Annotated in this window: 1 protein-coding gene; it reads left to right on the top strand. The window is 73.7% G+C overall.

The genetic code is table 11. The annotated features are described in order from the left end of the window. Positions 1 to 266: hypothetical protein (locus tag ABZ780_RS04225; protein ID WP_357484130.1), on the top strand; the 266-nt coding region annotated here is incomplete at both ends.

Below are 266 nucleotides of genomic sequence, written 5' to 3'. Positions count from 1 at the left end.
CACCCGCCGGCGAACTCCACGGCCACACCGACTCGGTGTTCGCGGTGGGGACCTGGACCCACTCCAAGGACACCACCCTGCTCGTCTCCGCCGGCGTCGACCGGGTGGTGCGGCTGTGGCACCCCGACACCCTCCGGCCCGCCGGCGAACTCCACGGCCACACCGGCCCGGTGTTCGCGGTGGGGACCTGGACCCACTCCAAGGACACCACCCTGCTCGTCTCCGCCGGCGTCGACCGGGTGGTGCGGCTGTGGCACCCCGACACC

The sequence above is a fragment of the Micromonospora sp. NPDC047467 genome (genome assembly GCF_040643095.1).
GTDB lineage: Bacteria > Actinomycetota > Actinomycetes > Mycobacteriales > Micromonosporaceae > Micromonospora.
Note: the sequence above shows the minus strand (reverse complement) of the source record. Positions and strands in the feature narration are given on the sequence as shown.